This window comes from Jeotgalibacillus soli (genome assembly GCF_000829435.1).
Lineage (GTDB): Bacteria > Bacillota > Bacilli > Bacillales > Jeotgalibacillaceae > Jeotgalibacillus > Jeotgalibacillus soli.
Genome location: NZ_JXRP01000006.1, coordinates 44,147 through 69,042, shown reverse-complemented (window position 1 = coordinate 69,042; position 24,896 = coordinate 44,147). Strand labels below are relative to the sequence as shown.

25 protein-coding genes and 1 pseudogene are annotated in these 24,896 nt (G+C 38.6%); 5 read left to right on the top strand and 21 right to left on the bottom strand.

Annotated features, from left to right (window positions below; genetic code table 11):
• Positions 1-30: 30 nt before the first annotated feature.
• The 9 genes from KP78_RS01205 to KP78_RS20225 all read right to left on the bottom strand — a co-directional run bounded on the left by KP78_RS01205 (position 31) and on the right by KP78_RS20225 (position 6,539).
• Positions 31-924, bottom strand: coding sequence for a DMT family transporter (locus tag KP78_RS01205; RefSeq protein ID WP_041085604.1), 894 nt, complete (start codon positions 922-924; stop codon positions 31-33).
• Between the two features lie 221 nt (positions 925-1,145).
• Positions 1,146-1,298, bottom strand: a complete 153-nt coding sequence (locus KP78_RS18870) for a YpzG family protein (RefSeq protein ID WP_084219598.1) — start codon at positions 1,296-1,298, stop codon at positions 1,146-1,148.
• 167 nt (positions 1,299-1,465) lie between these two features.
• Positions 1,466-1,954 (bottom strand): hypothetical protein, encoded by a 489-nt coding sequence (locus KP78_RS01200; RefSeq protein WP_041085602.1) that lies wholly within the window; start codon positions 1,952-1,954, stop codon positions 1,466-1,468.
• A 105-nt stretch (positions 1,955-2,059) separates the two neighbouring features.
• A complete protein-coding gene (locus tag KP78_RS01195) occupies positions 2,060-2,506 on the bottom strand; it encodes a DUF4385 domain-containing protein (protein ID WP_041085601.1) in 447 nt (148 codons plus the stop codon).
• Positions 2,507-2,801: 295 nt separating this feature from the next.
• Positions 2,802-3,371, bottom strand: a complete 570-nt coding sequence (locus tag KP78_RS01190) for a superoxide dismutase family protein (RefSeq protein ID WP_041085600.1) — start codon at positions 3,369-3,371, stop codon at positions 2,802-2,804.
• Between the two features lie 90 nt (positions 3,372-3,461).
• Complete coding sequence (locus KP78_RS01185) at positions 3,462-4,382, bottom strand: proline dehydrogenase family protein (RefSeq protein WP_041085599.1); 921 nt, start codon at positions 4,380-4,382, stop codon at positions 3,462-3,464.
• An 87-nt stretch (positions 4,383-4,469) separates the two neighbouring features.
• Positions 4,470-5,498 (bottom strand): YkvI family membrane protein, encoded by a 1,029-nt coding sequence (locus tag KP78_RS01180; protein ID WP_041085598.1) that lies wholly within the window; start codon positions 5,496-5,498, stop codon positions 4,470-4,472.
• A 168-nt stretch (positions 5,499-5,666) separates the two neighbouring features.
• A complete protein-coding gene (locus tag KP78_RS01175; protein WP_422723690.1) occupies positions 5,667-6,272 on the bottom strand; it encodes a methyl-accepting chemotaxis protein in 606 nt (201 codons plus the stop codon).
• A 108-nt stretch (positions 6,273-6,380) separates the two neighbouring features.
• Entirely contained in the window at positions 6,381-6,539 is a 159-nt protein-coding gene (locus KP78_RS20225) for a hypothetical protein (RefSeq protein WP_162835561.1), read from the bottom strand.
• A 457-nt stretch (positions 6,540-6,996) separates the two neighbouring features.
• Between KP78_RS20225 and KP78_RS20880 the strand changes: the two genes are divergently transcribed.
• The gene (locus tag KP78_RS20880; RefSeq protein ID WP_268747494.1) at positions 6,997-7,119 is read left to right on the top strand and encodes a hypothetical protein; all 123 of its coding nucleotides are present in this window, start codon (positions 6,997-6,999) and stop codon (positions 7,117-7,119) included.
• Between the two features lie 202 nt (positions 7,120-7,321).
• Here KP78_RS20880 and KP78_RS01170 read toward each other — a convergent pair whose 3' ends face one another.
• Positions 7,322-8,098, bottom strand: a complete 777-nt coding sequence (locus tag KP78_RS01170; RefSeq protein ID WP_041085597.1) for a TatD family hydrolase — start codon at positions 8,096-8,098, stop codon at positions 7,322-7,324.
• Positions 8,099-8,283: 185 nt separating this feature from the next.
• Here KP78_RS01170 and KP78_RS01165 point away from each other — a divergent pair, with 185 nt between their 5' ends.
• A complete protein-coding gene (locus KP78_RS01165; RefSeq protein ID WP_041085596.1) occupies positions 8,284-8,637 on the top strand; it encodes a winged helix-turn-helix transcriptional regulator in 354 nt (117 codons plus the stop codon).
• 772 nt (positions 8,638-9,409) lie between these two features.
• Here the strand turns inward: KP78_RS01165 and KP78_RS01155 are convergent.
• From KP78_RS01155 to KP78_RS01130, 6 genes are all read right to left on the bottom strand, one after another.
• Positions 9,410-10,093, bottom strand: coding sequence for a Na-translocating system protein MpsC family protein (locus KP78_RS01155; RefSeq protein WP_041085594.1), 684 nt, complete (start codon positions 10,091-10,093; stop codon positions 9,410-9,412).
• A gap of 110 nt (positions 10,094-10,203) precedes the next feature.
• The gene (locus KP78_RS01150; RefSeq protein WP_041085593.1) at positions 10,204-10,401 is read right to left on the bottom strand and encodes a hypothetical protein; all 198 of its coding nucleotides are present in this window, start codon (positions 10,399-10,401) and stop codon (positions 10,204-10,206) included.
• A gap of 355 nt (positions 10,402-10,756) precedes the next feature.
• Complete coding sequence (locus tag KP78_RS01145; RefSeq protein WP_041085592.1) at positions 10,757-11,608, bottom strand: DUF1206 domain-containing protein; 852 nt, start codon at positions 11,606-11,608, stop codon at positions 10,757-10,759.
• 187 nt (positions 11,609-11,795) lie between these two features.
• The gene (locus KP78_RS01140; protein WP_327063144.1) at positions 11,796-12,188 is read right to left on the bottom strand and encodes an SRPBCC family protein; all 393 of its coding nucleotides are present in this window, start codon (positions 12,186-12,188) and stop codon (positions 11,796-11,798) included.
• Between the two features lie 258 nt (positions 12,189-12,446).
• Complete coding sequence (locus KP78_RS01135) at positions 12,447-13,208, bottom strand: alpha/beta hydrolase (RefSeq protein WP_041085591.1); 762 nt, start codon at positions 13,206-13,208, stop codon at positions 12,447-12,449.
• A gap of 151 nt (positions 13,209-13,359) precedes the next feature.
• Positions 13,360-14,283 (bottom strand): DMT family transporter, encoded by a 924-nt coding sequence (locus tag KP78_RS01130; RefSeq protein ID WP_052474433.1) that lies wholly within the window; start codon positions 14,281-14,283, stop codon positions 13,360-13,362.
• Positions 14,284-14,513: 230 nt separating this feature from the next.
• On the opposite strand from KP78_RS01130, the pseudogene KP78_RS01125 reads away from it, so the two are divergent.
• Together KP78_RS01125 and KP78_RS01120 are read left to right on the top strand one after the other, a co-directional pair.
• Positions 14,514-15,341: pseudogene (locus tag KP78_RS01125) on the top strand (superoxide dismutase).
• A 137-nt stretch (positions 15,342-15,478) separates the two neighbouring features.
• Positions 15,479-15,664 (top strand): hypothetical protein, encoded by a 186-nt coding sequence (locus tag KP78_RS01120; RefSeq protein WP_041085590.1) that lies wholly within the window; start codon positions 15,479-15,481, stop codon positions 15,662-15,664.
• A 230-nt stretch (positions 15,665-15,894) separates the two neighbouring features.
• Here the strand turns inward: KP78_RS01120 and KP78_RS01115 are convergent, their stop codons facing one another.
• Positions 15,895-17,187, bottom strand: a complete 1,293-nt coding sequence (locus KP78_RS01115) for an MEDS domain-containing protein (RefSeq protein ID WP_041085589.1) — start codon at positions 17,185-17,187, stop codon at positions 15,895-15,897.
• Between the two features lie 272 nt (positions 17,188-17,459).
• Between KP78_RS01115 and tlp the strand changes: the two genes are divergently transcribed.
• Positions 17,460-17,693: a small acid-soluble spore protein Tlp gene (gene tlp / locus KP78_RS01110; RefSeq protein WP_041085588.1), complete on the top strand. Its 234-nt coding sequence runs from the start codon at positions 17,460-17,462 to the stop codon at positions 17,691-17,693.
• A 55-nt stretch (positions 17,694-17,748) separates the two neighbouring features.
• Here tlp and KP78_RS01105 read toward each other — a convergent pair whose 3' ends face one another.
• From KP78_RS01105 to KP78_RS01090, 4 genes are all read right to left on the bottom strand, one after another.
• Complete coding sequence (locus KP78_RS01105; RefSeq protein ID WP_041085587.1) at positions 17,749-19,929, bottom strand: ATP-dependent helicase; 2,181 nt, start codon at positions 19,927-19,929, stop codon at positions 17,749-17,751.
• A 350-nt stretch (positions 19,930-20,279) separates the two neighbouring features.
• Positions 20,280-21,995: a thiol reductant ABC exporter subunit CydC gene (cydC, locus tag KP78_RS01100; protein ID WP_041085586.1), complete on the bottom strand. Its 1,716-nt coding sequence runs from the start codon at positions 21,993-21,995 to the stop codon at positions 20,280-20,282.
• Positions 21,992-23,725: a thiol reductant ABC exporter subunit CydD gene (gene cydD / locus KP78_RS01095; RefSeq protein ID WP_041085583.1), complete on the bottom strand. Its 1,734-nt coding sequence runs from the start codon at positions 23,723-23,725 to the stop codon at positions 21,992-21,994. Before cydD ends, cydC begins: the two co-directional genes overlap by 4 nt.
• Before the next feature lie 296 nt (positions 23,726-24,021).
• Positions 24,022-24,489: a DUF1643 domain-containing protein gene (locus KP78_RS01090; protein ID WP_041085581.1), complete on the bottom strand. Its 468-nt coding sequence runs from the start codon at positions 24,487-24,489 to the stop codon at positions 24,022-24,024.
• Between the last annotated feature and the right edge of the window lie 407 nt (positions 24,490-24,896).

The following is a 24,896-nucleotide window of genomic DNA, read 5'->3' as shown; positions in this document are numbered from 1 at the left end:
ACCTCTTTCAATGATTAAATTAGAGGAACTTTACCCCGCTTTAACCGTTTGCTCACCATTACTCTCACTTTTACGGCTTTTCCAATTAACTAAAAAGATGCCTATAAAGATACATATTCCGCCAATCGCCACATACGCTTTCAGCTGTTCATCAAGCACCAGCCAGCCTGACACCACGCCAAAAAACGGGGCCAAGAAAAGAAAAGCGCTTGTTTTTCCTGGATCTCCTTTTTGCAGTAAATAAAACCATACAGCAAATTGAACAATCGAAGCCAAAATTACTAGCCATATCAATATTAAAACCGAAGTTGAATTAACGATAAAAAAGGGTGTTTCAAGAAAAAAGCTTCCGAATAACAGAAAAACGCCGCCAAACATCATCTGGTAGGCTGTAAGGACCCATGTATCAAATTGCTGTCCCCACGCTTTAATTAAAAGGGTTGCAATCGCCCATGCCACTGCTGATAGAAAACCTAATATCGTACCAATTTCAAGCTCCAGGTTCGCACCCATCGTAATAAAAACACCAATCAGCCCAAACATTACACCAGCCCATTGTATCGCTCGATATTTAATATGTAAAAAAACAGTGCCAAATAAAACGACCAGCAATGGGTTTGTAAAAGTTAAAATAGCCGATTCACCTGAGGTAATGGTTTTCAAACTAAGAAAAATGCATCCCATTACTGCTGATGTTTGAAAAAAACCAATGATGACAATTTGAACCCAGCTTTCTCTTTTTTCAGGATGCCTTTTTTTAAAGAGACGTACTATTACTGCCATTATGATCCCTGCAAATGTAAAACGAAGTCCTGTCAACAATAGAGGTGATGAATAGGCTAATCCAATTTTCCCTACAGCAAATGAGGAACCCATAAGAGCCGTTGTAAGTATGACTAACAGCCCAAAGACTATTTTATTCATTTGCGTTCCTCCCTTGTCGTAAAATTATCAAAAGTATCAGCCTTTTAGACGATTTCTCAAAAATGAATGGTTAGTCACTTTCATTGTAACCGATTCCACATCGTTATTAATACCATTATTTTCAATACATATAGGCTAAACATTAGTACAGCTTTTGACCTGCAAAAAGAAAGAAGACTCGGATCCCCAAGTCTTCTCCTTTTAATCCCCTATTTCTCTAACTAGAACTGGCGGGCTTTCGCATTCGTTTTCAGAATAATGGTCGGCTGAGAAATGGCCGTATGACCATTAACCTGAGATTTTGCATGCTTCGGCCTTGTCCAATTGTGGTGAAAAAGCTGAGAATGCTGATCTAATCGATCTTTATAGCTCATCACAAATCACCTCTGTTAAGATATAGAGTTCGATATCCAAAAAGAATATCACCTATAGATTTTGTCAAAACATCAGAATTTATTCCTTACATGACCGTTGTAAGCTAATAAGTCCAATATAATCACTAAAACCTTTAAAACTAAAAAGTAAACTATTTCCATCCAGATTACTCATTTTTCTTTATCCTTCTTCTTATTCGATCAATTTTAATTAAATCCTTGCTGTTATTCTTTTTCTTCCTGTAGCTGTCCTTGGATGATTGCAAATAGACCTTTAAATAGTCATGCAAGCTTAATTGTTTATACGCTGCTCCGTTAAATGATTTGATTTCTAAAGCTTTATAATCTACTCCAGCAAAGTCATAAAGGTCCTCTAAAAACGAGAAGGCTGCTTTAATGCCGTTTTTATTGAACTCATGCTCATGTAAATCTACAAAAATGTACCCCATTCCTTCCATCATTTGTCTTAATAATGTCCACTTCTCTTCAATAAATTCCTTCGGCACCAAAATATCAATGTCTCGCGGGGAATAGTTGATGCCAGAGGTAACTTGCAAACCTAATGAGCCATATAAAACCGGTATGGCATTTAGTTTGGAATTGAGTTCTTTTGCGATTTGAATAAATTCTTTGTGTAATATCTGACTTCTATCCATAGAATCAGCCCTTTTTCTAAACTGTCATACTACAGGAAATCTATTCATTATATACAAATTTCTATCTATACAAAAGGGCATCAGCAATCTTTAACAAGTGGCCATTTATCCATATTTCTTCTGGTGTTTTTTCTTATATGCCAAATACTCATGGTCTTCTCTTGCCAGCTTCCATTTCTCTTCAAAAATTTTCGCAGATTTCGCTTTTTCGTTGTCAATGTGGCGCTTATTGACGTCACCTTGCTTATTGTACTTTCTTCCACCTTTGTAATTGGTGTAGCGTCGTGAACGAGTATATCCCATTTGTAGGAATTTTCTTGCCATATCCATTCCAACAAAATCCCCATTTTCCTTGTACGCTAAAAACATTTCATAAATTTTTTCCGAGGATTCCTCCGCGATGTCAGGTGTTTTAAAGCGCCAGTGAGGCAAGATCTCACTTTTATACGGCTCAACCAGCAAAACACCCTGCTCTCCTCTGCCTACGCTGTAAAGCTCTGGCTGCTTACGGAAATCAATTTCGTTATAGTCCAATGAATAGTCAAAAGGCATATTCAACACCTCCTATAAATCCTTTACCCATCTAAATAAAAAGGTAAAACAAAACCAACAGCCTGTTTTTTGGTCAACAGGCTCTGATTCAAATATTTATCCCGTTTTTTAGGAGAGCAGCCATCTTCAAAAGGACAATCACCAATAGAAAAACCGCATATAAAATGCAAAATACCCCCAAGCGCTTATAGCAGTCAGGGGTGGAGTTAACATTTATCAGGATCCATATTGGTAGTTCCCAAAGTCAGCATGGCTATTGTTTAAACATAAAAAAGTTTGTATGAACAACCTTCATCTAGTGCTGTATTACACCGCATACCATTCGGTCACCTGCATTTCCTGCCGGGTCCGTTTTATAATCATCCGGACCTGCATGAATGACGAGTGCGCTCCCATCTTCATCGAGCAGTGAATTCTTCTCACCTTGCTTAAGCGTCACAGTCTTGACCGTCAATTCGAAATCCACTATCCCGTTCTCGGGTATTTCCAGATTCGGCAAGTCGCCCGCGTGGAAGCCTTTAGGATTTTCAAAGCCATGCTCTTTATGCTCAGGATTAAAATGGGCACCGGCTGTTTTAAAATCAGGCTTCTCACATTTTCCAGTTTCGTGAAAATGAATCGCTTTTTCTCCAGGCTCAAGCCCCTCTGCCATTAGATGGATCACAACCCCCTTAGGCGTTTCAGAAAGCATGGCCGTTCCAACCTTATTTCCTTCTGTATTCATCATATCCACTTCAACAGCTTCTATTGCTTTTTCATTAACAGGAACCGTTTCCTGACTAGTCAGCACATCAGTTGCGGAATTACAGGCACTTCCCACTATAGCAACCAAAAGCACTGATGAAACGAGCAAACATTTCTTCATTTAACAAGCCTCCTAGCGTATTGAACTCTTTAGCAGGATTGCCATGAATGCTTCATTTATACGCTAAGTGATTTATTAATTCATTTTGCTTTATCTTCTCACCATCGATTTTAATGTAAACCCGATATTGGCCGGACGTTCAGCCAAACGTTTCATAAAATAGGTATACCAGTCCTTTCCATATGGGACGTAGACAACCATTTTATATCCTTCCTTGGCTAATTCCTTTTGACGTTCATCACGCATACCCTGAAGCATTTGAAACTCAAATTGATCATTTGGGATATCGTGCTTTTTCACCAGGTTCTTTACATATTGAATGATATCATCGTCATGTGTAGCCACTTGCGTATAGTTCCCATTAAGCAAATGGGTCTTGACAAGCTTTTTATAGTTTTCATCCACTGTATCCTTATCATCAATGTCCACATCACCGGATTCCTTATAAGCACCTTTTACAAAACGGATCACTGGAGAAAATTCATTTAGCTTTTCTACGTCCGTTTCTGTTCTATAAAGATTGGCCTGCAGCGCAATTCCGACATTGTCATACTCTGCTCTTAATTTTTTAAACACGTCAATGATTTTTCCGCAGTTTTTATACTCTTCCATATTAATCGTAACGAACACATCAAATTGCTTTGCTTCTTCTAAAATTCGCTTCATGTTTTTCAGGACGGTCTCTTCTCCCAATTCAAGACCCACGGAAAAAAGCTTTAAGGAAACCTGGCCCTTCAGCTCATGCTCATTAATAGCGTGAATGGCTTCTATACATTGCTTTGTAATCTCTTCTGCATCTGAGGAATCATGGATAAATTCTCCGAGACAATCAATGGTCACGTAAATGCCGTCTTCATTAAATTTCTTGACCTGCTCAACTGTTTCATCAATCGTTTCCCCACCGACAAAACTTGAACCGCCAAGTTCCATACCTACTTTATTAGCCGTCTTAATTAATGGTTTATTTTTAGCAAGAAAGGTAAAAAATGCACGCATTGTTTCTTCTACCATGTGGGTTCCCTCCATTTTTAAAGTTCGCTTGTGTTTCTTTTGTTTTCCCGTTAAAGAAATAGCGAAACCTTTATATGGAGCCTATCTTTATCCTTGATTAGGAATTTTTTTAAACATAAGCAAAACTAGTACCACTAAGCAAATTTTTCCAAACAGCGGATATAGCAATGTAAGCAAAGCGCTATACCCCACTTGGCTTATGACCACTGCCACTAACAGAATGCCAAGGATCATCATCATCCTCGGTATATTAAAATACCGGATCAATTGCCTTTCTAAACCGAATAAATTGCCAATAACACTCGTAAATATTTCCCCGTAAATGACAACGACATAAACAAAATAAAAAACGGCAAAGATTGTTTTCATCATCTCTGCCATTGGGACGTCATAGGCGGCTACATTAGGGAGAGACGACAATGCAATATGGCTGCTTATCAGGATTAGCATTAATAATATGCCGCCCACAATCCCCCCTCTTTTTAACACCTTTTCATCTTTGATTTCGTTGGCTAACGGCACAAGAACAGCTGCCGCCATCGTAATGTTAAAGGCTGAATAAGAGAGTGCTGAGAGAATCCAGCCGGCAGAGGCTGGATTCTCAGGCGTCATTAGATGTAATGTACCGGTTGATTGAACTGCAACAGCAATGCTAAAAACAACTAGCATGGGGACGACTAAAACATTTACACTAAGCAGTCCCTTTACGCCAAACACCATGACAAAAAGGGCTAAAATAACGGTACTGCCAATCCCTATTTGCTTCGATAATCCCAATTGTTCTTCAAAAACAGCCCCCGCTCCAGACAGCATAATCGACGTTACCCCGAGCAGAACGGCTAGCATAAATAAATTAATGACCTTGCTTACATGACGCCCAAAGAGAAAACGATTTAAATCTTGATAGGAAGTTGCGTTGATCCTTTTTGATAAAATCATCATTTTTACACCCATAAAAATAAACAGCAGCCCGGCCACTAAAATTCCAGCTATACCTAAAAGTCCATATTGAGTAAAAAACTCAACGATTTCTTTGCCGGTTGCAAACCCTGCACCAACAACCGTCCCAACGTAAACTGCTGCTACTTGAAAAGAATGAATCCACCCACGCGTCATCTTTCCCACTCCTTCAATAAAACAGCCTGTCTCTTCTTATGTATATGAGACAGGCTGGTGAAAAGAAGGTGTTATTATAGTGATTGCTTTACTAGTTATATAAATATCAATCGAAAAAACAGACTGCCTAGTTTCTTGACAGTCTGCTTAATGCGCCACATCCTTAAATCAAACCCTAAACTGGCGGATTAATTCATTTAGCTCCTTCGATAAGCTTGCTAATGCATCAGCATTATCTGTGATTTGATCCATCGAGCTGCTGGTTTGCTGAACGGAGGCTGAGGTTTCTTCGACTCCTGCTGCTTCCTCAGCAACGGATGCGATGCTGACTGCTGATGTCGTTACATTATAGGTCTCTTTATTAATTTCAGTCAGGCTAGTTGAAATACGTTGGATTTTCTCAGTCATAGTAGAAAGTTCCCCTGTGATTTCTTCAAATGTAAGTCCTGTTGTTCGAATTTGATCTGCTCCCGATTCGACCTTTTCAAATCCTTCCTGCAAGGATGTTACGGCCTGCTTTGATCCATTTTGAATCCCGTTTACGATATACGTAATATCTCCAATGGAATGCTTGACCTGTTCAGCCAGCTTACGCACCTCATCTGCTACGACAGCAAAGCCTTTCCCGCTTTCTCCGGCTCGAGCGGCTTCAATTGCTGCATTTAATGCTAACAAATTTGTCTGATCTGCAATCGCTTGAATCACTTGAATCATTTCTGTAATTCGGACCGATTGTGCATCCAAATCATTCACTCTTTGAACAGAGCTCTTCATGATTTCCTGGATCATGTTCATCTCGTGGACAGAGATATTCATTAATTTCCTTTGTTCGTTAACTGCAATACATCATTTGCAGCAGCCGCAATTTGCTGGCTTCCTTCCTTAATTAACAGCTACAATTGAAATAGAAAAAAAGCTTAGTGGTGTAACGTAGCTTTTCCATCCGCCTTTAACGTTCATTTCTCTTCTTTTTTTAACAATCATAAAAAAGTTAATCAAAATTACTGCTATAAAAACCGGAAGCAGTAGAGCAGGATCCAATTGTCACACTCTCCTTCCCAGTAATGGCATGCCTTACCCATTAATCAACGTGTCCACCAATAGCCAAAACCAACAAATCCAATTAAAACACCACTAGCCACTAGGTAAAACCAAATGGGTACAACTTCCATCCCCATAAACATAATAACGCTCCTTTCAGCCCTTTTAATTCGTTTACCTCATAGTAGTTAGTCTAAACGAATGAATAGGATAGATAAAACAATATCCTTTTATTCGCATTATTCACAAAAGACTACACCACATAAAATGGGCCTTATGTTCTCTTTCATTTATATGTAAAGTAGAAGCTTCTTTTTTGGGTAACCATGTTGATCCTTAATCTATTAATCATTCTTCTATAAACATAAATAATTCATTTACCTCACGATATACGCCTTTCCAATTTTTTCAATCCTTCATACAATATACTATCTTATAAAGATTGGAGGGATAGCATATGTGTAAAAAACACAAAAAAGATTGGGACGATAAGAAGAAAAAGAAAGACAAGAAGAAAGACAAGAAGAAAGGCAAGAAAAAAGACAATAAGAAAGATAAAAAGAAAGATAAAAAGAAATAGCAGCGTTGTAGTTAATTGAGTATCATAAAAGATATAGATTCATGAACCTTTTTCCGCTGCCTGCGGATTTTTTAATTTTAGTATTAGTCATTGGTTACTCTGTCTATTGTTCTATCATTCTCATAAAACCCTATCGATTCCTTCTTTTTTCATATTTTCGGCAGGAGATGGAAGAACTGAGAGAATCTCTTTCACACATCATTTATAGCTGATAGAATTCCTTTGTGTTTCTATACAGCTCCTGATAAGCATCCTTTAGATCAATTCGTTTTAACTCAGCTATTTTAGCAATGCTGTGACGAATCATCTTTGGATGAGTCATTCTTCCTTTAAATGGACCTTCAAATGGCCAAGGTCCATCCGTTTCTACCATCATATTTGTTAACGGATATTCTTTTATCATCTGTTGAATGCTAGGCTTATATAAGCAATCAGGTGTAAGCGATATGTAGTAACCATTTTGCATTAAATGCTGAACAGACACTGATGATCCCTTAAACCAATGAAAATGGGCTTTCTTGATGGAGTATTTCTCCAACAGCTCGCAGACAACTGGTGCATCTTCATATACAGCATGAAGAATTACAGGCTTATTCAGATTAGCTGTCAGTTGAATAAATACTTCCAACATCTCCAAATACGGCTCTATCGGTATTTCAGGTTTCTCTCTTCGTAAATAATACGGCAAACCGACTTCGCCAATGGCGATCATATTATTTGTATTGTTCTTAATGAATGAAAGTAATTGATCTATTTCAATCTCGCTAGGCAATGCTTGCTCCGGATGAAATCCAAAAGCAGCATAAACTCTTTGATCAATTTGAGCTAATTCTACATTCTTCTTCGCAGAGGAAAGGTTGTTTGAAACAGAGATTAGTGCCTCTATCTCATATTTTTTGAGGTCTTGTAAAAGAATCTTCCTCTCTACTTCTGAATACAAATCCAAGTGGAGATGAGCATCAATAATACTGCCATTCATTTGATCACCTCCCTTTACCGTTTAGTTTCTTTTCAGCCCTCGGGTCTCGCCCGTCATCGCGAATTGATTTAACACTGTGAATAATTATGTTAACATTTTAATGAAGGTCTAAGCGTGAAAGACTGTTTTATTTCGTTTATAATGAACTAACAGAGTACGAAAAATACAGTGGTGGAGGTAATCGCATGCGAAAAAATCTAGAACACATTAAAGCATCTATCGCACTGGAAAAGATCGTAGGATGGAAACCCATCATTATTCAACATTTATTTTTCTGTGAGATAATGCCTTTTCATGAGCTAAAAGATCTAATTCCAAATCTCACTCACGGAACACTTATACAGCACCTGCGCGAGCTAGAGGAACAAGATATTATTGAACGCGTGGTTTATAATCCACCAAATGCAGCCTATTCTATAACAGAATACGGCAGAACATTAGAGACCACCTTGGAATCGATGCTTCAGTGGAGTGTAACTCACCTTGAGCATATGAATGCAAAAAAAGAAGCTGACAGCACCCAAGAAGCTGTGAAGTAAAAAGGAAGTCAAGCCGACTTCCTTTTTTTCTTTTCTAATGATGTACACATAAAAAGGGTGAAAAATAGATAACGCCAAAACCATCATTTAAAAGATTCCCACAACCATCCCCTTTTTAAAACAGTACAATACACCCAATTTCCAGATGGTAAAAACTGATAATATAAGGCTATCAGATAAATCTCGCGTTTAGGAGGAATTTATTTGTTAAAAAAATTACAGATGATTTTTGCATCAGGAGCCCTAATACTCGCAGCGATTTATTTATTTGGAATCGATAATGAACAATTAATACCATACTATTTATTTTCATTAGGGAATATGTTCATATGCTCAGGAATACTTGCACTCAAGGAGAATCGAACATTGAATGGGTCAGTCTTCTTTTTTTTTTCTATAGTGGCGTTTTTGGCTTCAGTACAATTATTTTTTAATACATAGCATGCGAACGGAATAGGGAGGAATAAAAAAAGAAGAGGGGTGCCACGCTGGAATCGGCTATTGCTGGATTCAGACAAGAAGTCGTCAATACAAAAATCTTTTAATGATCATGATCCTTGCACGGAGCGAGCATGAGAGGAAAATAGCCAATTGGTAATACTCTTAGTAAATAAATTCATCATGTATGCTTTTATAAGTATGAAATGAGCATAGAGTAGCGGCTCGCTGGGCTTATTGATCCCAGCGAGCTTTAAAGTCGCTTTCTATCGCTTAAATCAATGTCTACTATCTCCAGACATGATGCAAACAATTTTGACAGCCAAAGTTCCCCTTACTCTGTCACTAAAACAATATACCCTACGTCATCATCAACGTCCCAATCAACAAAAATATCCTGGATTTTCTTTTGCAGCAACGGTTCCAAATTAGCTTCAGCAACCAATTCCTTTTCCATTGGCCGTTTTGTCAGCTTTAATTCTTCCACATAGCCGTTTTTAATTAATTCCTTTTCGATGCGAACGAAGATCCCCTTGCGTTTGACTACAATTGTTCTCTCGCTTAACCAGAAGAGCTCCGTTTGCTCAGGCGCCTTTTGCCCTTTTTTCGTTAATATAATGACTTCCTGACGAAAAGCCTCTTCATTTAAATAAGATGGCCATGAGGGAGGAATAATATTCTGCTCATTGATCACCCCAAAGATCATACCCGACTGATTTTCTAGAGACCAATTATAATAAAGCTTGTTAATATTTACGTCAGCTATTTGACTTAACATTCGACTTAATTCAGGTAATAGATCTACCATGATCAAATCTCTTGTTTCTTCTACCCGCTTGACTTCGTTTCTCTCTACCAATATCCTTTCCATCGGCGCTAAAAAATCGCGCAGATAAATGGTAATGTATGGTTTGTTCAACGTAATATAGATGGATGTTGGGCCTTTTCCGAAATGATCTCTTAATTTTTTCCCAACGTAGCTTACCATTTCAGAGTATATTTCTTTATTCTTGTTCATCACAGATCCCTTTCTAGCGACATTTGTACGTTTATTAATTTTACACCAATTGATTAAAATTATCAGAATCAAAAGTTGTGAAAATACAAAAAAATCTCTTTAATTTATTTTTACTCCCTCTCTATTCTCGAAAACGAATCGCAATATCCACACTTTTTGTACTGTTGTTTCTCAATCAGTTGAGTAACAACATTTCCATCACGTGTAAATTCCCTTTTCTCGAGAGCACTTTCGTTAAAACCACACTGATCTCCCGCAAACGTTGTGCGGTGTATAGACTTTGTTTCATGGTCAATCAAGTATTTCATAAACTTCTTCCTCCTTGTTCAATCAGCGCATCCCCAGAAAAATAAAAAAACCGAAAAGGATCCCTAAAGATCCTCTTCGGCTTATGTTCGACTCTATAGGTACGACTCATTTCGACCTGTACATAATTTAATTGGTTTTATTCCAGCTATATCCTCACCTTGTTTAGTGAATGGCATTAAAGAATGAATAATAGTTCAGTTTGTTTGCTGCATAATTTTCTTGGAAACGCTATTGTTTTCCCAGTAACAATATTTTACTAGAAGAATAGGGAAGAGTAAAGGACATAGCTTAAATGGCTGCAGTAAACTGAGAATTTAAAGCACATGTTCTTGAAAACTGTTGCTTAGTAGAGTGCTATTTCCCAAAGTTCATCTTTGCATAGCGTCCTCTAATGATCTCGTAAATACCATATAGCATAAGGCCTGCAGCTACAACTCCAAGCAACCAGCCCCCATAAGGCTGCTGGATGAGCTCTAATAACGCTCCATCTAGTCCTTTTGATTCTTCTGGATTGGCCGTTACCGCGGTTTGCATGAAGAAAAAACCGATCATAGAGAGTACAATTCCACGTGCGATAAGCCCTATCTTTCCTGCATTCCTTGCAATTTTCTTTTCATGCTGATTCATTTCATTCACATTAAATTTTTTCATAAACCTTTCTTTGTAGCCATTATACAATTCGTATATCCCGTATCCAATAATGACAAGTCCGACCATTCCGACAATCCATTGGCCAAAGGGCTGAGCTAGCAACCGCGCTGATATGGTTTGTTCCGAGTTACCACTGCCGCCGCCAGCATTCATTGCTAATTTCATTGCACTGAAAGCAAGACTTCCATAAATAACAGCACTCACCAGATAGCCAATTCTTGTGATAACTCCTTTTGCATCATGCCCTTTATTTTCCGGATCTTTTATCACCTTTATAAGATCCCAAATAATATAGCCAATAAGACCAATTCCGATTACCCAAAGAAGTCCCTCACCAAATGGCATACCTGCTAATGACTGAAGCGCCCCGCTCGTATCTGTCGTCTCCCCGCCAATTCCTAGAGCTGCCATCACCGCAAGAAGGCCAATCAAGGCATACACTGCCCCTTTGGCCATATGACCAAATCGGCCAAACCTTCGTATCCAAGGCTTTATTTCCTGACTTGCATTTGATGTTTTTTTCCTTACCCCTACTTTTGATGCTTGTGTACTCACCTATATCACCCCTTTAATTTTTATGTATAATACGTTATCTATTCATTTCCCGCCTTACTTTAATCAAAAACCTCAAGAACAAATTTTTACATCAATTTGTCATCACATAATTAAGATACAAAAAAACCAGCAGCATGATTGAAGCATGTGCTGGTCAAAAAGATAGATGATGTTGTTTTGATCATTCTCATTCAAGTGTTGAAATATACTGCTTACGCTCTGATTCCGCTGCTTGCTTTACTCGCTCCAAAAACCTCACGACTACTTTTTCACTCTCAAAAATCAAAAATGGCTTAATAAACCATTTCAACGGCTTGTTCGTTATTGTATATCTAAAAAATGTTTTGTTGTCTTCCATTTTCATCAGCTCATAAAGGGCTGTAATTTCAAACATACTAGCAAGTGTAAAGCCGACCTTCAGCTTCTTTTTTTCAGCGGTATCCAAATACTCCAGCGTCTTTACATCATACTCCTGAACTCGTTTTCCTTCTTTGTATTTTTGACGATACACACTTCCAACCAATTCCTGTGTAATTTTAACAGGTTCATGCCCGATTACTTGAGGCATAATTTTTTGCATTTCTTCTAATGAACCGTTAAAAAGCTTCCAGACTTGATCAATTGAAGCGTTTATTTCAACTCATTTTGTCCATTGCTTCATTTATAATCCTCCAATCTAAATTATTTTACGACACTTAATTATTTTCAATAATCCATGCGGTTTTGATGTCTAAAGTCCCGAAGCGCGGATAAAAGTAAGTTGAGCTTCGATAAACTCATTTTTAAATTTCGATAACGTATTTCAGAACAATTTAAAACCAGAAAAAACTCACTTGTTTTATGCTCTCTGAAGAGGCAGCCACGCCAATACATCCTGTATCTTTTTATCCCAGTAATCCCAATTATGATCCCCGGCTTCTTCTTCGAACATTAAGTCGATCCCCTTTTCTTGGCATGCTTTATGGAACCGGACGTTTTGCTCATATAAAAAATCTTCGGTACCACAGGCTTGATAAAGTTTAGGCCTCTGCATAGTAGCCTGATCAATTAACCAAAATAAGTCATTCTCTGTTCCAGTGACCTGCTGATCTCCAAAAATTAAGTGGTCATCATATGGTGCTCTCTTTGCAAAATCGGCAATATCCATCACACCTGATAAGCTTGCAGCGGCTGCAAATTGCTCCGGCCTTCGCAACGCCCATTTCATCGCTCCGTATCCACCCATTGATAAGCCAGCAACAAAATTGTCTTCTCTCGCATCAGATAAAGGGAAGAAGGAACGTGCAACTTCCGGTAATTCCTCACTTAAGAATGTCCAATACCGATTTCCGTATGCCATATCAGTATAAAAGCTGCGATGAACCTGCGGCATGACAACTGCAATGCCTAAAGATGCAACATATCGTTCAATCGATGTTCGACGAAGCCAGATAGTGTCGTCATCCGATAAACCATGGAGTAAAAATAATGACGGATGCCGGTCTTTATATTTAACATTTTTCATCCCAATCTGGTTTTTCGTTTGCTGCGGTAAAATAACCGTCATGGAAGTACTTAATCCTAATACCTCTGAGAAATAATTGCATTGTATTAACGCCATTACATCGCACCCCTTTATGTACTATTCTTCTCTTATTCTAGACTCTTTTCATCACAAGTTTCCGTTTTCATTTACAAATTGAATACTTCCCCATCTCTTCGACAATTATTTTCCGGGAAATATCGACCAAACAGCTCTGCCCCATCAATTACTATTTCTTTACAACCCCATACTTGATCTGACGCGTACTCCTCCAATGATCCACTGCCCCGCTTCCGCCAACAACTCCAATAGCGACTAACACGAAGCCCATAATTTGCTCTATATAAATGGATTCATTTAATAGCAGTGCCGCACCAATAAGCGCGAAAAATGGATTTAGATTTGTAAAAACGGCAGATTCACTTGGTCCAATTAGTCGAATCGCGTAGTTATAAAACATATGGCCAACAGCAGTTGCGATAATAGCTGAACCAAAAAAGACGACATAATGATGCCATTCTCCCGTTTGCATCGAAGCAAAGCCGTTCGGCTCAAGAGAGAGACTGATCACCATTAAACACGCCGATCCAATTATCATCATCCAGCCAGTCATAAGACGAATATCAATGTTTGGTGACGTTTTTTTGATCAGCACAAAGCTAACCGCTTGAGTAATAGCAGACAAGAAAATAAAAATATCCCCTTTTGCCACTTGAAAACCACCTTGTCCTCCTGCAATCACAACAAAGCTAACCCCAACAAACGCCACTAAAATTCCTGCCAGCTTAATAGGCGTCAAACGTGCGCGTAAAAAAAGAATAGCTGCGATTGCCGTTAAAATAGGAAGCAGTCCAAGTATCAGCCCACCATTTACTGCAGAAGTTTCGGTAAGCCCAACTGACAAAAAATAATGATGCGCCACAATATTAAATAAGCTGATAAAAGAGATCATCTTTAATTCCCTCAGTGACAGCCATCTCCATGATTTTGAGATCAACAAAACAACTATTACAGCCATTCCCGCTGTGAAAATTCTAAGTGCCGTCATTGTGACCGGTTCAAACTGCTCCACCAGCACTTTTAATGCAACAACATTTAATCCCCATGTCACCATGACCGCCACTAATAAAAAATAAACGAACGACCTATTCATTTCTTCACCTGATTTCTAAATGCTACCGTGCATTGTTCTTTCTTTTTATAGTACCATGAACATTGCATTTAATTTGTATTTTTCCACTGTGTTAATTGCAAAATGGTGATATGCTCAAGGCAATAAAAATTAACGAAAAATGGTAGTCAGATGGACGAACATTTCACACCGGATTTAGTTTCTCAATATGAAAATGGAATTAGATAAGCATTTCCTGTTTATGATCATTTATTTGCGATGACCCAATTATTTTACGTGCCCAGCCACAACGGCTCAAGGAATCGTTATTTCAGCAATTGCAGCCTTTGCAGAAACTTGGCTGGAAGCTAAAAAGGAATGAAGATCCAGAAATGGCTTATCATTTAAGCAAGCAGGCAAATAACTTATATCAGCAATGGGAGATTCTTTCACAAACAAGCAGTCCAAATGTATCTCCAGTCCCAATAGGCAAGCATCAGTTATCACCGCTTCCCTATTCATACGAAGCGCTTGAACCTTATATTGACCGCAGAATCATGAGACTTCATCATGATAAACACCATCAAAGTTATGTAGACGGATTAAATAAAGCAGAAAAAGAAATGGATAATGCGAGAAAAACCAATCAATTCGATCTAATCAAGCATTGGGAAATAGAAGCAGCCTTTCATGGGACAGGCCACTACCTTCATACGATTTTTTGGACAGTGATGTCTCCTAATGGAGGAGGCGAGCCAAAGGGGGAACTTGCCGCCGAAATTACTCGTTCGTTTGGAAGCTTTAAAATGTTTAAACAGCATTTTCTGAAGCCGCAAAAAATGTAGAAGCCGTTGGCTGGCAATCCTTGTCTGGTCTCCTCGCTCGCATCACTTCGAAATACTGCAGGCTGAAAAGCATCAAAATTTAAGTCAATGGGATGTCATTCCCTTCTGCCATTAGACGTATGGGAACATACCTATTATTTGCATTATGAAAACAACAGAGGGAAATATATCGAAAACTGGTGGAATATTGTGAACTGGAACGAAGTCGAAAAACGATTCAACGAAGCTAAAAAAGTAAAATGGAAGACCTCATAATATCTCTATGGTTCCAGCGAACAGGCTTTTTATGATTGTCTATATTGGGAACAATCTCCGTGGTTGTTTCATTTTTTTTAAGCCATGATAAGAACGTTCAAGTAATGAACAATATAATAAGAAAGGTGATGACGAAGTTGAAAACAAATATGAAAATGAATAAAATTTTACCAGTTATGGCTTCAGTAGGAGTCGGGCTTGCTGCTTATCAAATGTTCAGCGGGAATGGCGGAAAAATGAGAAATATGATGCCATCTATTGCTTCTAATATGATGGGAATACCAGGCGGAGGACAACAAGGTCAGCAGTCTCAAAACCAATGATATTTATGACGTTTGCATGACTTATTCCCATAAATAGCAGAGAGGATAAATTGTTGATTAAGAAGACCACATACACGGGAAGGTCTTAAACAAAATTTGGATGATAAAGTAATAAGGCTGTTCTAGTAATAAACAGCTTTTTAAGATGGTTTACCCCTTTAATTGTCACGTTATCTTCCCTTTCTCCTTATGTAAAAAGACCATCCAATTAACGGATGGTCTCATCAAACTTATAGTAGAGGAAATTCAACTCGAATTTCTGTTCCTTCATTCACTTTACTCTTAACATAAATACTGCCTTGAAAATGTTTCACCAGCAGGTTTACGGTGTACATCCCTACCCCTTGCCCAGTTTTTTCTAAATTCATTTTTTCATACTTATAAAAAAGTTTAGCAACCTGATGCTCAGCCATGCCTATCCCATAATCCTTTACTGTTATAACCAAATCCTTATTTTTAACATAGGCTGCTAAGTAAACTTCTTTTTTTTCATAGCTATATTTAATGGCATTACTTAAAAGATTTGACAAAAGCAAATTGAAACCGATTACATTACTATTAATACATATATTCGGCAGTGAGATATTCGTTACGAGCTCAATGTTCTCGCACCGTGCCTTTGTATTCATAAAGTAAAGGACTTCATCTATGGCGGTCAGCGGGTCAATGCGTTCAAGTTTCCATAATTCATCCGCAGACAGCATTTGTTCGGTTCGAATAATATTTGTAATTTCATGGTCGATCACATCTACATAATCAACAATTGACTTTAATTTTTTTACTCCGTCCTCACTTAATTTTTGTTCATTGGATAAAATCAAGCTGCCATATGCCTTGATAACGGTTAATGGATTGCGAACCTCATGAGAAATAACATTAATGAAGTCTAATTTACGTTTATATAAATCCATTTCAGATTGGATCTCTGCCTGAATTGAGAGGGAAGGGAACACCACTTTTTTCTTTTTGTATAAATGAGATTGCAGCAGTTCATCATCTGTCATCACATATTCATGATTACTCATCATTTTAATTTGGATGGATGATGTAATTCGTGCCCCGCTATACGCACAAACGGAGATGATTTTCAAATCATTGACAGCCGTGTCCGCAGACGTTTCATACTCAACCAATCGCGAAAAAATTTCTTTTTGTTCATTCCATTCCACATGAGCCCATGTACGAAATGGCGTACCGCTTTCAATCAGCGGTTGAACAATTTTCTGAAAATAATCAACAATTATAGAGGTGTTAAAATCTCCATTCAAATTGTAAAAATCATAGCTATCAATGAAGTGAACCTTTTTTAAATCCTCTTTGGACAACCGCGTTTTAAGTTCCTCGTTTATTAGTTGAAAACGCTCCATTCGATCAATAAAAAAAATATGATGATTTTCCTGAGATCCCGTTACGATATATGATACAGCATTTCTTACGTACCGATCAATTTCGTCATACAGGTACAGGATGTGCCCCCCGGAAGAGACTTGTAAATTTTTAGTCAATTGGATATTCGTTTTCACTTATATACACCCCCAAGTTTTAACCAAAACGCTGCCTTATATAAGTTTATTAATATTGACATTATTTTAACGTATAACTAACATGGTGTAACCATATAATGTCGAAATTTCAGAAAAATTTACAATACACCCGTTTTACTTCCATATTTCAACACTGCTGAAACCATTGTTAGTTGAATCGATTCTTGATATTTATCCTTCTTTTTAGAATAGTCTTGCTTGAAATGGACACATTATCATATGTGTCACATTCATAATAAGGAGGAATTACTATGACTAATAACAAGCCAAAACCAGATGATCGATCTGATAACGTAGAAAAACTGCAAGAGATGGTAGTAAATACAATTGAAAATATGGAAGCTGCTGAAGAAACACTTGCTTTTACTGAGGGCAATAACGCTGGGGCTATTAAAGCAAAAAACGAACGCCGCAGACACAGTATAGAAGGAATGCGCGCTGAAATCATGGATGAAGCAAAAGCACGCAATAATGGTCAACAATAAGCACATTCTCCTATAAAAAAAACAGCGTCCTAAAAGCGGACGCTGTGCTGTCTTCTTAGTCTGCCGGTTCCAAAAGCCCCATCGTCAAACACCTTTCAATCGACAGCTTTTTAACCCCTGCTTGAAATCGAATTTCGATTCCCTCTTCAACAAAGCCAAGTATTTCACCTCTGCCAAATACACGGTGCTTTACTGCAGAACCGACGATAAGCTGTGAAACCTTCGTGAGTGCATTAGGATTATGCGGGATCTCCGGTTTTTTACCATCCGATTTTTGACCCGCTTCTTTTTCCTTCTGCGGATCAAGAATATACGCCACATTAAGCAAGAAAACTGACGGCTTTGTATTCTTTTTATTTCTTTTTCGATAGGAGATGAGTTCTAACTCCTTTTCAGCTCTTGTCATCCCCACATAGAAAAGACGCGCGGCTTCTTCCATCGGGTTAAGATTTCCTTCCTTTTTGGCCTCATTATCAGACTTGGAAGGAATAATGCCATCAATTAAATCAGTCATGTACACTTTTTTAAACTCCAGTCCTTTTGAGCTATGGAGTGTGGATAATGTAACCGCATTTTGCCCCTTATTAACCTTCGATGTTTTCATCATGGATTCCAAGTGCTTTAAACGATTCGCAAATTCAGTCATCGTATTCAAACTGCCTGAAATCTCTTCCAATGTGTTTAAAATATCAAGCAGCGCATCCATTTTGAAACCTAAACGCTGGCTCATCTTTTCCAATGCTTTTTCATAGCCTAAATCTTCACGAATTAAACGAATGACATGAAACGGTGTTTTTCCCTTCATCTGCTGGAAGGTTTCCTTGCACGCCTTGATTTGTTTAATTTGATAGCCCTTTAACTCAACCATATTTAACAGATTATCAAAAACTGATTGCCCATTCGCAATTTTTTTAAGCTCCCACATCTGCTGTTTAGTTACGTAACCATTAAATTTCGTATAAATTTTCTCAAATATGTCTATCCGGACTTCATTAAAGGTAACGCGCATAAAATTTAAAATATCTTCAACGATCCAATGAGAGAAAAAGCGGTTATCAGAATCTTTCATATAAAAAGGAATGCCCGCCCTTTCAAATCCATTAATTAATAAAATGGATGAGGCATTATTGCGGTATAGAACGGCTGCATTCTTATAGCTTTGCAGCTTGGACAATTCCTGTGCCAAGTATTTCGATTGGTCTTCATAATCCGGGAAAACCTTTATCACAACCGGCTTCGCTGATTCATTTTCCGTAAACATGTTTTTATCGTAACGATTTTTATTGCGCTTTATAAACTGATTGGCTACTTCTACTATCTCTTTTGAGGAGCGATAATTTTGCTCCATTTTTACTATCTTGGCTTTTGGATATACCTGTTTAAAATCTAATAAATATTGAGGTTCAGCTGCTCTCCATGTATAGATGGACTGATCATCATCAGCAACAACGCAAATATTCCCATGACCCCTTACCAGCTTTTCGATGATTGAATGCTGCACTAATGATGTATCCTGACTTTCATCCGTCAGTACGTAATCATAGCGCTGCTGATACTTTCTCAAAAGATATGGGTTTTGTTCTAACGCTTCATTCGCAATCGTGAGCATATCATCATAATCCAACAAAAGCTGACCCGGATTCGCATTTTTTACTTTTTCGTACTCTTCAAAGATTTGTTCTGCATGGGGAACATCACAAGGTACCGTTGACCAATGATTTTTCTTTATAAGCTTGTTTTTTATAAAACTGATATAAGTTGCGAGCTCCTCCAGCTGATCTTCCGTTATATTCTCCCCTGCGTAATCTTGATAAATTTTGCGCAGCATAAGCTTTTTATTCATAAAAGATGGATCCTTTATATCTGCAGCGCCTTCTATAAGCTGATACTTTATACTCTCTTTGTAGAAATGCTCTCTTACTACTTCAAAAGCGAGACTATGGATTGTAGAGAAATCTACCGGCTCAAGCTCCGGGAAAAAGCGTACGAAACGTTCTTTCATGTCCATTGCCGAAGCTTTACTAAACGTTACTCCCTTAATCCTTGAAGGGTCAACGCCCTTTTCTTCGATTAAATAGCCAATCCTCATAATGATCGTCGTTGTTTTTCCTGAACCTGGCGAGGCTAACAGCAATAAAGCTCCTTCAGTCTGTAAAACCGCCTTCTTTTGAACTTCATTTAATGAAACCCCCAGCTCTCTTTTTTTGCGATCAAAGAAATCCACTTTTACAACCATATAAAGAACTCCCTATCTTGTTAATCATAATGTAAACATTTTACCAGAGTGCGGCATTGAAATGATAAAATTCGAGTACATAGGATAGAGGCTTTGCTTTAAACGACATTTTTTTCGCAATGATTTTACAATCTTATTTTTAATTTAGGAGAACATGAATGACTATATATGGGTTTTGTTATTTATTAACTGAATTGCCATTTATCATCACAATCACTAAAGACATCGTTTTGAAATCCCTTCATTAGTCACTATAAAGTATTACGCATCGTGAGGGTCAATGAGCAAGAATATTTTTCCCATAAAAAAACAGAACAAAATCACAGTGATTTCGTTCTGCCTTTAATTGGCTACATCAACACACTTTTCTCAATCTGTTTCATTTCATAGAAGTAGCCCTTTTTATCCATAAGCTCATTAAATGTCCCAAATTCAATTACCTTTCCATTTTCCATTACGATAATTTGATCCATTTTTTCGAGCCCAGTCAAGCGATGGCTGATGAGTATTAGCGTATCCTCAGCTGCCTGTTGAAAAAGATGACCATAGATCTGCTGTTCAGTCAGTGCATCGACGGAGGAGGTTGGTTCATCAAAGAACCATAAATGCTCACCCTTCAGCATAGCGCGGGCTATGGCCATCCGCTGCTTTTCTCCACCTGACAGATTTTCACCCTTTTCAAAGACTTCGTCATCTAAAGAAAACTGCTCTAGCTTTACGTTTGCAAGTGCAGCTTCCATTTCCGCATCCGTTAATCCATCTTTAGCAAGCAGCAGGTTTTCACGAATCGTACCGTAGAAAAAGTGGTTTTCCTGCAACACGACATTTGATTTTGCCCATAGATCCACTTGTTTAACGTGGGAAATGGAATTACCATCGATCCTTATCTCCCCTTCGTTTGCTGCTCGAATTTTCAAGATAAGCTGAAGTAATGTTGACTTCCCTGAGCCGCTTGGCCCGACAATCGCTGTTTTTGTGCCTGCAGGCAAATGAATGCTCACATGAACCAATGCCGGCCGAATTTCATCTGGAAAGGCAAACGTTACATCGTTCATTTCAATGGACAATGATTTTTGGCCGGGAAGCTCCACAATTGGCTCTTTTTCTTTTTCTGGCTCTTCACTTACTACAGAAAAGAGGCGTGTAGCCGCTCGACGATTGTCTTCAAAGTGGCTTGGGACTAATGCCATAGGTGTCGCATTTTCAAAAACAGTCAGCGAAATCATGACAAGCATCGCAAGAAACAGTCCTTCCAATTGCCCGTCCACCACTAAATAAGCGCCAAGCGCAAGAACAGACCAGGAAATGAACAATGACACCATTGTATTGACGGAATGGTTAAACATCTCCTGAATACCTTCTTTTTCCTGCTCTTTAATATACGCATCGGAGGATTGGGTCAGCTGCTGTTCTTTTTTCTCAAGCTTTTGATAAATTTTCAAATCACGAAAGCCATATAGAAGCTCCGTTACTTCTGTCGATAATGCCCCGCGTCCTTCCCTTACTTGACTGTGGATTTTACGCTGGCTATAGGCGAACCATGCTGGAACGACAAATCCAGTTAAAATCAACCCCAACAGCAAAAGAAGCGCCACGTAACTCGAGAAAAAGGTCGTAAAGAAAATCGTGCTTAAAAAGACAATTACCAGCACAATCGGCGGATAATAAACACGCAAAAAGAAGTTTTGTAAGCTCTCTACGTCTCCAACAATACGTGCCAGAAGATCTCCGCTTCGGTATTTTTGAAAGATTCTAGGTGCTAACGGCTCAAGCTTTTCAAAAAATGAGACCCGTATATTGCTTAACATTGTAAAAGTCGCACGGTGTGAATAATAACGCTCCCAGTAACGGCTGAAGGCCCTTGCCAGGCCAAACATTTTCAATAATGCGATCATTACGGTCAGCGCATGTAATGGCGGAAGAAGCGCTGCCTTTGAAATGAGATAACCACTGGAAGCAAAGAGACCAACTGACGTAATGCCGGCAATGAAACCACAGATAATCGAAAGAAATATATCCTTTTTTTCCATTACTGTTAGCTTCATTACATGTGCTAAATCCTTCATTCTGCAGCACCTCCTTGCTGTACAGACACCATACTGCGATATTCTGCCACCGATACGATCAGCTCATCGTGTGTTCCTTGTGCAACAAGCTTTCCATTTTCTAAAAACAGAATCTTGTCCGCATTTCGGATCGTATGGAGGCGGTGAGCAACGGTAATGACGGTTGACGTCTTCGCCAATTCTTCAATTGATGCCTGTAAAATTCTTTCTGTCTGTAGATCAAGCCCTGTCGTTGGTTCATCAAAAAGGATGACAGACGGCCGTTTCAAAAAGGCTCTAGCAATGGCCACCCGCTGCTTTTCTCCTCCTGAAAGTCCTCTTCCAGCTTCACCAATCGGAGTATCATAGCCCTGTTCAAGCGACTGAATTAGATTGGAAATACCGGCCTTTTCAGCTGCCTGCTCGATTTCGGCATGCGTTGCGTCCGCTTTTCCTCCAATCGCAATATTTTCTGCAAACGTTCCTGAGAAAAGGTATGGATGCTGTGAAATATAGCTTAATTGATCGAACCACTCGGCTTCCTTATAATCGTACAGTGAACGACCGTTAACTAGGATCTCTCCTTCAGTAGGTCCAACAAGTCCTGCCATCATATGCAGCAAGGTTGTTTTCCCGGCGCCGCTTCGTCCAACAATGGCGACTTGTCCGTATGATGGGATCTCCGTTTTTATATTTTTTACTGCAAAGCCACCTTTACCATATTGAAAGCCTGCTCCGCTCAGCTCGACAGTTGGCGGTGTAGTGCCGTTGTTTAGGCTAGCGTCTCCCCACATAACCGCTTGCTCTGTTTTATTTAATTCTTCTGTTACTTTTTTCGCTGCCCCCATACTGCCGCGTCCCGTATGGAAAGCACTGCTTAGCTCCTTCAGCGATAAATAAAACTCCGGTGCCAAAACGAGTAAAAAGAAAGCCGTAAAGAAGGTAACGCTCTCGAACACAACAAGACGGAGACCAAGCTCAAGTGCGATCAATCCCATACCAAGTGTGGAAATATACTCCATCATCAATGAGGAAATAAAGGCAACCTTCAATACAGCCATCGTCGCATCGCGAAAACCTATGCTGCTTTCGCGAATTTTTTCTTTCTGCTGCGAAGAGCGTCCAAATAATTTAAGCGTGGTCAGTCCCTGCAGCGTATCAAGAAAACGGCCGGAAAAAGCGGCCAGCTTCTCCATTTGCTCTTCTGACTTATCCTTTGTTTTCATCCCGATAATCGCCATGAATATTGGAATAAACGGCGCCGTGATCATCATCAGAAGCCCCGTGTAAAAATGCTGAGTAAAGGCCGTGACCACAATCATCAGCGGAATGACAGAAGCTTGAATCACCTGCGGAATGTATCGGCTGAAATAGCTGTCAATCTCATCCACAGCATCCATCATGACACTTACTTTTTGACCAGACTGCCCTTGCAATGAGGCCTGAATAGGGTTCCTTGAGTACTTTTCCAAAAGCTTTCTTCGGAAATCCGCCTTCACCCTCGCGGCCATCCTCACGCCCACTCGTCCACTTACATACGTAAGTGCCGCTCTGGCAATAAGCACAATCATTAAGCCGCCCAAAAATGGGACAATCTCTTCAAATGACTGCCCTCTTATAAAAATGCGATCTACAATCGCGACAAAGAAATAGGCCTGTCCAATGATGACCGCACCCGTCAGTACAGCCGTTAAAATTAGAAACAGCCTTGCCCCTTTATACTTTTTGGCAATATGTTTTAGTTCGTTCATATCATCATTATCTCCCAACATTCGATACTGTATTGACTTATGAAATTCAGCTCGTTGAGTTAGTGAAATATTTCACAATGTTATATTTATATTATATATGATTTGTAGAGGCAATGCATGCTTGGAGATTGATGAGTTTGTGACAAATGTGCGTTATTTTCTAAAAGGTTCGTCAGGCAGGGGTCCTGAGACCTTTTATTATCAGATGGTTATTTTATTGTTTCAAAGCAAATATTCCTGAGTAGCATTTTGCTAGTAAAATTAGATATAAAAACGGTCAAGGACCCATTTTTCTGTTAAGTCCCTCGGATGCCTTGTTTTTTTCCTTTTTCATCTACAAATGCAAACAGCTTTTCTTTGTATGGCTGCAATAGCTGTATTACCTCTCTTTTCCTTGATACATATTTATTATTGTCGGAACCCCATGCGATAATAATCTTCTCGTAACATTTTGCTGACTCAATAATAAAAGCATCATTTTGTGCTTCAAAAGCTGTATCTCTGTTCTTTAATTCTTTTGGTGTAGACGACATAAACGCAAATAAATTTACTACTTCAAATCCCCCATAGTCATTATCAACAAAATAATTCGTTAACCTCATAATCGTAATATCAAGCTTCAATGAATTAGCCTTACTTGGATTCAGCATAATTACCGCTGCTTTCTTTTTATCTGGATTCCATTCCTTTGTTAAGCTATAGCGATATTTTTGATCTTCAGACATAACAGATTTTGATATAATCTTATTCTCACTGATGATCACAGCATTTTTCCTCCTTTTATTTTTATCTAAGTTTGGGAAGCCATTTTTGAAACTTAACTAATTTTCACGCACGTGCGACTCTCGTCTTTGTGATAAATACATAAATAACACAATATTTAAAATGTTTACTTTATTTATTTTATCACCTATGATAAATATGTAAATGAAAGCGATTACATATTTATTTTTAGGGGGTTGGAGTCGTTCACTTGATTAAACCAACAATCTTGTGAGGAGGTAGGACATATGGATCAGTTGCATTTGACACCTTATTTCGCGTTAATTCCAGGACATTTTTAGGCGTGGAAGCAAGCGATACAGCACGAAGACTTCTGCTTTCAATGGATTTACGGACTGAAGGAAAGTTGAAATAGAAAATATACATTAGTCCTTTTGAAAATTAGCGA

Bases quoted from the DNA above. Each gene is read 5' to 3' on its own strand.
- KP78_RS01205 (WP_041085604.1), bottom strand. From the start codon at position 924: ATGAATAAAATAGTCTTTGGGCTGTTAGTCATACTTACAACGGCTCTT.
- KP78_RS18870 (WP_084219598.1), bottom strand. From the start codon at position 1,298: ATGAGCTATAAAGATCGATTAGATCAGCATTCTCAGCTTTTTCACCAC.
- KP78_RS01200 (WP_041085602.1), bottom strand. From the start codon at position 1,954: ATGGATAGAAGTCAGATATTACACAAAGAATTTATTCAAATCGCAAAA.
- KP78_RS01195 (WP_041085601.1), bottom strand. From the start codon at position 2,506: ATGCCTTTTGACTATTCATTGGACTATAACGAAATTGATTTCCGTAAG.
- KP78_RS01190 (WP_041085600.1), bottom strand. From the start codon at position 3,371: ATGAAGAAATGTTTGCTCGTTTCATCAGTGCTTTTGGTTGCTATAGTG.
- KP78_RS01185 (WP_041085599.1), bottom strand. From the start codon at position 4,382: ATGGTAGAAGAAACAATGCGTGCATTTTTTACCTTTCTTGCTAAAAAT.
- KP78_RS01180 (WP_041085598.1), bottom strand. From the start codon at position 5,498: ATGACGCGTGGGTGGATTCATTCTTTTCAAGTAGCAGCAGTTTACGTT.
- KP78_RS01175 (WP_422723690.1), bottom strand. From the start codon at position 6,272: ATGAAGAGCTCTGTTCAAAGAGTGAATGATTTGGATGCACAATCGGTC.
- KP78_RS20880 (WP_268747494.1), top strand. From the start codon at position 6,997: ATGTGTAAAAAACACAAAAAAGATTGGGACGATAAGAAGAAAAAGAAA.
- KP78_RS01170 (WP_041085597.1), bottom strand. From the start codon at position 8,098: ATGAATGGCAGTATTATTGATGCTCATCTCCACTTGGATTTGTATTCA.
- KP78_RS01165 (WP_041085596.1), top strand. From the start codon at position 8,284: ATGCGAAAAAATCTAGAACACATTAAAGCATCTATCGCACTGGAAAAG.
- KP78_RS01155 (WP_041085594.1), bottom strand. From the start codon at position 10,093: ATGAACAAGAATAAAGAAATATACTCTGAAATGGTAAGCTACGTTGGG.
- KP78_RS01150 (WP_041085593.1), bottom strand. From the start codon at position 10,401: ATGAAATACTTGATTGACCATGAAACAAAGTCTATACACCGCACAACG.
- KP78_RS01140 (WP_327063144.1), bottom strand. From the start codon at position 12,188: ATGCAAAAAATTATGCCTCAAGTAATCGGGCATGAACCTGTTAAAATT.
- KP78_RS01135 (WP_041085591.1), bottom strand. From the start codon at position 13,208: ATGGCGTTAATACAATGCAATTATTTCTCAGAGGTATTAGGATTAAGT.
- KP78_RS01130 (WP_052474433.1), bottom strand. From the start codon at position 14,283: ATGAATAGGTCGTTCGTTTATTTTTTATTAGTGGCGGTCATGGTGACA.
- tlp (WP_041085588.1), top strand. From the start codon at position 17,460: ATGACTAATAACAAGCCAAAACCAGATGATCGATCTGATAACGTAGAA.
- KP78_RS01105 (WP_041085587.1), bottom strand. From the start codon at position 19,929: ATGGTTGTAAAAGTGGATTTCTTTGATCGCAAAAAAAGAGAGCTGGGG.
- cydC (WP_041085586.1), bottom strand. From the start codon at position 21,995: ATGAAGGATTTAGCACATGTAATGAAGCTAACAGTAATGGAAAAAAAG.
- cydD (WP_041085583.1), bottom strand. From the start codon at position 23,725: ATGAACGAACTAAAACATATTGCCAAAAAGTATAAAGGGGCAAGGCTG.